The organism is Luteimonas sp. 22616 (genome assembly GCF_052044325.1).
In the GTDB taxonomy this organism is placed as follows: Bacteria; Pseudomonadota; Gammaproteobacteria; order Xanthomonadales; family Xanthomonadaceae; genus Luteimonas.
In genome coordinates this window covers 38933-45761 of sequence record NZ_JBQEMW010000001.1, presented here as the reverse complement: position 1 = coordinate 45761, position 6829 = coordinate 38933, and the positions used below count along the sequence as shown (strand labels likewise).

6 protein-coding genes are annotated in these 6829 nt (G+C 69.0%); all 6 read right to left on the bottom strand.

Annotated elements, in window-relative coordinates; translation table 11 throughout:
• Positions 1-1381, bottom strand: a 1381-nt coding sequence (locus ACTJIL_RS00215; protein WP_440753619.1) for a UDP-N-acetylmuramoyl-tripeptide--D-alanyl-D-alanine ligase, incomplete at its 3' end; no start/stop codon positions are given.
• Entirely contained in the window at positions 1378-2868 is a 1491-nt protein-coding gene (locus tag ACTJIL_RS00210) for a UDP-N-acetylmuramoyl-L-alanyl-D-glutamate--2,6-diaminopimelate ligase (RefSeq protein WP_440753618.1), read from the bottom strand. The genes ACTJIL_RS00215 and ACTJIL_RS00210, both read right to left, overlap by 4 nt.
• Positions 2865-4691: a peptidoglycan D,D-transpeptidase FtsI family protein gene (locus ACTJIL_RS00205; RefSeq protein WP_440755798.1), complete on the bottom strand. Its 1827-nt coding sequence runs from the start codon at positions 4689-4691 to the stop codon at positions 2865-2867. Before ACTJIL_RS00205 ends, ACTJIL_RS00210 begins: the two co-directional genes overlap by 4 nt.
• Positions 4691-4954 (bottom strand): cell division protein FtsL, encoded by a 264-nt coding sequence (ftsL, locus tag ACTJIL_RS00200; RefSeq protein ID WP_440753617.1) that lies wholly within the window; start codon positions 4952-4954, stop codon positions 4691-4693. The genes ACTJIL_RS00205 and ftsL overlap by 1 nt, the downstream gene beginning before the upstream one ends.
• A complete protein-coding gene (gene rsmH, locus ACTJIL_RS00195; RefSeq protein ID WP_440753616.1) occupies positions 4951-5928 on the bottom strand; it encodes a 16S rRNA (cytosine(1402)-N(4))-methyltransferase RsmH in 978 nt (325 codons plus the stop codon). The genes ftsL and rsmH overlap by 4 nt, the downstream gene beginning before the upstream one ends.
• Positions 5925-6371, bottom strand: coding sequence for a division/cell wall cluster transcriptional repressor MraZ (gene mraZ, locus ACTJIL_RS00190; RefSeq protein WP_440753615.1), 447 nt, complete (start codon positions 6369-6371; stop codon positions 5925-5927). Before mraZ ends, rsmH begins: the two co-directional genes overlap by 4 nt.
• Positions 6372-6829: the final 458 nt, after the last annotated feature.

Sequence of the window (6829 nt, the reverse complement as noted above, 5' to 3'; positions counted from 1 at the left end):
CCCCCCCCCCCCCCCCCCCCCCCCCCCCCCCCCCCCCCCCCCCCCCCCCCCCCCCCCCCGCTCCTACAGGAGAAGCTCCTGCAAAAGCGGCGATGTCGGCGCGCAGCGCGTCGGCGAGCGCGGCATGCGAATCGAACGTCCGCCCGCCTGCACCGAACCCCTCCACCGCGGCCGCGCTCAGCGCGCCCAGCGCATACAGCCGCGCGATGCCCGCTTCCTTCGCCCGGCGTCCCGCCTCCTCATGCAGGGGCTGCGCATCGGCGCCGAGCTCGCGCATGTCGCCCAGCACCAGCCAGGCCTCGCCCGACGCTGCCGCCAGCGTGTCGATCGCGGCGTTGAGCGAACCGGGGTTGGCGTTGTAGCTGTCGTCGACCAGCAGCACGCCGCCGCCGAGGCGGTGCCGCACCAGCCGGCCGGCGACCGGCTGCGCGTCGCGCAGGCCGGCAATGATGTCGTCGAGGCCGACGCCGCAGGCCAGCGCCAGCGTCGCCGCGGCCAATGCATTGGCGACGCTGTGGCGGCCCGGCATCGGCACCATGGCCTCGCGCTCGCCATCCGGCGTGACGAGGACGAAGCGCATGCCGTCGTCGGCGAAGTGCAGCTCGCGCGCACTGACGTCGGCCTCCGCATCCAGGCCGAAGCGCAGCAGGCGCCGGCCGTGCGCGCGTTCGGCGAAGAACGGCGCGAAGGCCTCATCGGCGTTGATCACCGCCACGCCGTCGGCGGGCAGCGCGTCGTAGATCGCGGCCTTGGTGTCGGCCACGCCGTGCAGGCTGCCCATGCGCTCCAGATGCGCAGGGGCGACGTTGTTGACCAGCGCCACGTCCGGCCGCACCACGGCGGTGAGGTAGGCGATGTCGCCCGGCTTGCCGGCGCCCATTTCGTAAATCGCGAACTCGGCCTCGTCGGGTGCATCGATCACCGCCAGCGGCAGGCCGATCTCGTTGTTGCGATTGCCCGGGTTCGCATAGGCCTTGCCGGCGCGCTGCAGGATCGACAGCAGCAGCGTCTTGACGCTGGTCTTGCCGTTGCTGCCGGTGACGGCGACGACCTTGCCGGTGCGCGCGTGCTGCATCGCCGCGGCGAGCGAGGCAAGCGCGCGCTGGGTATCGGCCACAAGCACCTGCGGCAGCGGGCTGTCGACCAGCCGGGATACCAGTGCCGCGCGCACGCCGAGCTCGCCGGCACGGATGACGTGCTCGTGGCCGTCGAAGCGCTCGCCCTTGAGCGCGACGAACAGCGCCGAGCGGTGATCGCCGGCCTCGAGCACGCCGGCCTCGAGCGCGCGGGTGTCGGTGACGATCGCGTCGATCAGCACGTCGCCACCCTGCAGGTGGCCACCGGACCATTGTGCGATGCGCGCGAGCGGCAGCGGGTTCATGCCCTGGCCTCCAGCAGTTCGCGCGCGACCTGGCCGTCGTCGAACGGGTGCTTGACCCCGGCGACTTCCTGGTACGTCTCGTGGCCCTTGCCGGCGATCAGCACGATGTCGTCCGCGCCGGCTTCGCCGATCGCGCGCGCGATCGCCTTCCTGCGGTCGCGTTCGACCACGACCGCTTGCGGATTGGAGAACCCGGCCACGATGTCGGCCACGATCACGTCGCCGTCCTCGCCGCGCGGGTTGTCGTCGGTGACGATCACCAGGTCGGCGTTGGCCTCGGCGATCGCCGCCATCTGCGGGCGCTTGCCGCGGTCGCGCTCGCCACCGCAGCCGAACACGCAGATCAGCCGGCCGCGCAGGTGGCCGCGCAGCGAGGCCAGCGCCTGCTCCAGCGGGTCGGGCTTGTGCGAGTAATCGACCACCACCAGCGGCAGCACGCGGCCGTTGTCGCTCGTACAACCACCGAGGCGGTTCATTCGACCCGGGATCGGCTGCAGCCGCGACAGCACGTCGGCGATCGCCTGCGGCGCCACGCCCTGGAACGACAGCACGCCGGCCACGACCAGCAGGTTGGCGATGTTGAAGGAGCCCAGCAGCGGCGAACGCACGGGCACGCGGGTTCCGTCGACGTGCAGCTCGAACGCGATGCCGGAGGCATCGAGCGCGAGCTGTTCGGCACGCACCTGCGCCGCCGCGTTGCCGCGCGCGCTGGTGCCGATGCGCTGCACGCCCGCGGGAATGCGTTCGAACAGCGCACGACCATAGTCGTCGTCGAGGTTGACCACTGCCGCGCGCAGCCCGTCGCGCGAGAACAGCCGCGCCTTGGCCGCGCCATAGGTGTCCATGTCGCCGTGGTAATCGAGGTGGTCGCGGGTGAGGTTGGTGAACACCGCCACGTCGTAATGCACCGCGTCCACGCGTCCCTGGTCGAGGGCGTGCGAACTGACTTCCATCGCCACTGACTTCGCGCCGGCATCGCGCAGGTCGGCCAGCAGCGCATGCATCTGCAGCACCAGTGGCGTGGTGAATCCAGTCGCCACCGCCTCGCCATACAGGCCGGCGCCGAGCGTTCCCACGGTGCCGCTGGGTGTGCCCAGCAGCGTCCATGCCTGGGCCAACAACTGCACGGTCGAGGTCTTGCCGCTGGTGCCGGTGACGCCGACCATCGTCATCGCGCGCGAGGGATGGCCGTGGAAGACATCCGCCATCGCGCCCATGCGCGCACGCAGGCCGGGCACGGCGATCGCGTCGTCGGGCGGCGTGGGCACATCGCTGGGCACCGGCGGTTCGAACAGGATCGCACCGGCGTTGGCCGCGCGCGCCTGGTCGACGAAATGCAGTCCATGGGTGCCGAAACCGCCGATCGCGACGAAGGCATCGCCCGGCGAGATCGCGCGGCTGTCGAGCACCAGGCCGGTGATCGCAAGCGTCGGCGGCACTGCGGCCACGTCGGGCAGCAGCTCGGACAGGAGCATGGCGCGGGTCATCGCGCGCCTCCCTGCGAAGCAGCATTGCGGGCAAGGGTCGGCGGCTTCGCCGGGGCCTGCGCCTTGGTTTTTGCCTGCGCCTTGGCCTGCGCCGCCAGCCAGGTCTCGATGTCGTCCGGCGGCACGTCCATCAGCCGCAGCGAGCCTTCCATGACGTTGTGGAACACCGGGCCGGCCACGCGGCCGCCGTAGTAGCCGCGGCGACTGGGGTCCGGATCCATCACCACCACCGCCATCGAGAAGCGCGGGTTGTCCACCGGCACCACGCCGGCGAAGAACGCCGCGTAGCGACGCGAGTAGCCGCCGCCGCTGGCGATGCGCGCGGTGCCGGTCTTGCCGGCGACGTGGTAGCCGAGGATCGCCGCGTCCTTGGCGGTGCCGCCGGGCTCGGTCACCGTCTGCATCATCTTCATCACTTCATGCGCGATCTTCGGATCGAGCACCTGACGCGTTTCCTGCGGCTGGCCCTTGACGAAGGTCGGCTCGATCATCTTGCCGCCGTTGGCGAGCGCGGCGTAGGCGTGGGCGATCTGCAGCGGCGTCACCGAGATGCCATAGCCATAGGACAGCGTCTGCTTGGTGGTGCCGAACCAGCGCGACGGCGGCGGGAACAGGCCGGCGGCCTCGCCGGGGAATCCGCTCCCGGTGCTTTGTCCGTAGCCGAACCGGCGCAGGAACTCGTAGAAGTCCTGGTCGCCGAGCTTGGCCACGATCTTGGACACGCCAACGTTGGAACTCTTGGTGATCACGCCGGTGACGGTGAGCACGCCATGGTTGCGGGTATCGGTGGTGCGATAGCGGCCGTTGGGCATCCAGCCGGGGTTGGTGTCGATCAGGGTGTTGGGCGTCACCACGCCGGCTTCCAGCGCGGCGGCCACGGTCAGCGGCTTCATCGTCGAACCGGGTTCGATCAGGTCGGTCACCGCGCGGTTGCGGTGCGACTCGCGCTGCCCCGACTCGACCGCGTTGGGGTTGAACGACGGCAGGTTCGCCATCGCAAGCACCTCGCCGGTGCTGATGTCGAGCACCACCGCCGACGCGCTGCTGGCACCGCTCTCGAGCAGCGCGCGCTTGAGCTCGCGGTAGGTCAGGTACTGGATGCGGCGGTCGATGCTGAGGGTGAGGTCCTTGCCCGGCTGCGCGGCGCGCACCAGGTCGACGTTCTCGACGATGCGGCCGCGGCGATCGCGGATCACCTTCTCGGCGCCGGGCTTGCCGCGCAGCCAGTCGTCGAAGGCAAGCTCGACGCCTTCCTGCCCCTCGTCGTCGATGTTGGTGAACCCGAGGATGTGCGCCATCGCTTCGCCCTGCGGGTAGAAGCGACGGTATTCGCGCTGCGAGAACACGCCCGGGATGTTGAGCGCGAGGACCTTGCGCGCGGCGCCCGGGCTGATCCGGCGATGGCGCGGGATGTACATGAACTCCTTGTCCGCGCGCTGCGACACGTAGCGCGTCAGGTAGTCCAGCGGCAGGTCGGTGGCCTTGGCCAGTTCCGGCAGGCGGTCGGGATACTTGCTCAGCTCCTGCGGGTTGGCCCACAGCGACGCAACCGGCGTCGACACCGCCAGCGGTTCACCGTTGCGATCGGTGATCATCCCGCGCGAAGTCGGGATCGGGACCTCGCGCAGGATCCGCGCGTCGGCCTTCTTCTGGTAGAAGGCGTTGTCGATCAGCTGCAGGTCGACCGCGCGGCCGACCAGCGCCACCGCGCACAGCGCCAGCGTGCCGACCACGAGCTTGAGCCGTCCGCGCAGGTTGAACTGCGCGCGGTTGCGCGGCTTGTTCGCCCTGGCGCGCTCGCCGGACTTGCGGCCGAAACCCATCATGGCCGGATCACCACGATGTCGGCCGTCTCCGGGAACTTCATCCCGAGCCGGGTGCGCGCGATCTGGTCGATGCGATTGGCCTCGGCCCACGTCGCCTGCTCGAGCTGCAGGCGGCCGAAGTCGATGTTGAGTTCGTCGCGCGCGTGCTCCAGCCGGGTGAGCTGCACGAACAGCTGCCGGTGCTGGTGACGGGCGTTGACCACGCCGATCGCGGTGACGATGTTGGCCAGCACCAGGACGGCGACGATGATGCGGGTCATGGCCGCGGCTCCCCTGCATGGACGGGGGATCCCAGCTTCTCGGCCACCCGCAGCACCGCGCTGCGCGCGCGCGGATTGCCGGCCAGCTCCGTGGAATCGGCCTTCATGGCGTCGCCGATCGCGCGCAGCGTCGGCACGAATTCCTCCGCCACCGGCAGGCGGCGGTTGCCCGCAGGCGCCTTGGCGTGGCGGGCGATGAAGCGCTTGACGATGCGGTCTTCCAGCGAGTGGAAGCTGATCACCGCCAGCCGGCCGCCGGGCTTGAGCGCGGCATGCGCGGCGTCCAGCCCGGCCTCGAGGTCGGACAGCTCGCGATTGACGTGGATGCGGATCGCCTGGAACGAGCGCGTCGCCGGATGGATTTCCTTCTGCCCCGGCTTGCCGCGCGGCATCACCGAGGCGATCAGTTCGGCCAGCTGCGCGGTGCGCGTGAGCGGCTGCTCGGTACGGCGCGCGACGATGGCGCGGGCGATGCGGCGGCTCATGCGTTCCTCGCCGTGGTTCCACAGCACGTCGGCGATCTCGGCCTCGCCGGCATGCGCCAGCCATTGCGCCGCGCTTTCGCCGCTGTCGGGGTCCATGCGCATGTCGAGGGGGCCGTCCTTGCCGAAGCTGAAACCGCGCCCGGCGACATCGAGTTGCGGCGAGGAGACGCCGAGGTCGAACAACACGCCATCCAGGCCTTGGCGGACCACATCCCAATGCGCGAGGTCGGTGAAGCTGCCGCGATGGATCGCCACGCGCGGGTCAGCGCCGAACTCGTGTTCGGCAACCGCGATCGCTTCGGGATCCTTGTCCATCAGCAGCAGCCGGCCTCCGGTGCCCAGGCGTTGCAGCACGCCACGCGCATGTCCGCCCCGCCCGAACGTGCCATCCAGATACGTTCCGTCTTCCAACACCCGCAGCCCTTCCATGACCTGCGTGAACAACACAGGGAGGTGGGCGGACCGGGCGTCCGCGCCACCGCCCGTCACAACTGCAAATCGAGCAGCTCTTCACCCAGATCGGCATCGCCCAGCGTCTGCCTGATCTGCGCGAGGTGCGCTTGCTCGCTCCACAACTCGAACTTGTCGCCCATGCCTACCAGCACGGCCTTTTTCTCGATGCCGATCGCATTGCGCTGGCTGGCCGGGAGGCTGATGCGGCCATTGCCGTCGGGCTCGACGAAGGTCGCCGCGCCGACCAGCTTCAGCTGCAGCAGGCGGCTGTTCTTCTTGGTCCGCGGCAGCTTGTTGATCTGGTCGCGCACGCCCTCCCAGACCGGCTTCGGGTAGACGTACAGGCAGCCGGACTCGAAGGGGTTGTAGGTGATGACAAGATGGTTGCCGCACTCGCGCGCGACGACATCGCGGTAACCGGTCGGGATCGCCAGCCGGCCCTTGTCGTCGATCGTGATGGCAGTCTCACCCTGGAACACAACAACCCTGGCCCGTCATGTCCGTCTTTGGGCGGACTTCAGCACAGGAAAACCACTAATTTCCCGGTTTTCCCACGAGCCGCCACCTTATGGTTGCCCCACAGGGTTGTCAACAGGCCAAGCGCGCTTTTTCGCCAATGCCGTCAATGACTTGCGAGACACTTGAGAGACTTGTTCAAGCTTTATCCACAAGCAGCTGATTCGTCTCAAATTTTGAGAAATGGGTGCTCGGTCTCAATCTGAACGTGGTCTCGACATTGCTGAAGGACGCGGACGCCGGATCGTCGCTGGCGATGGTCGAGTGCGCATTGTTCTATTTTTTATAGAAAAATTACCTGCAAGGCCTGGTTGTTCCACTGCGGCTGCTCGGCATGCGCATCAACTCCTGTAGGAGCGGCTTGAGCCGCGAGCTTTTGCTTTCCGCTGTCGTAGGAGCGGCATCAATGCAAGAAGCTCGC

What these genes read in the sequence shown, in the direction of transcription:
- ACTJIL_RS00210 (WP_440753618.1), bottom strand. Translation starts at nt 2,868, where the DNA reads ATGACCCGCGCCATGCTCCTGTCCGAGCTGCTGCCCGACGTGGCCGCA.
- ACTJIL_RS00205 (WP_440755798.1), bottom strand. Translation starts at nt 4,691, where the DNA reads ATGGGTTTCGGCCGCAAGTCCGGCGAGCGCGCCAGGGCGAACAAGCCG.
- ftsL (WP_440753617.1), bottom strand. Translation starts at nt 4,954, where the DNA reads ATGACCCGCATCATCGTCGCCGTCCTGGTGCTGGCCAACATCGTCACC.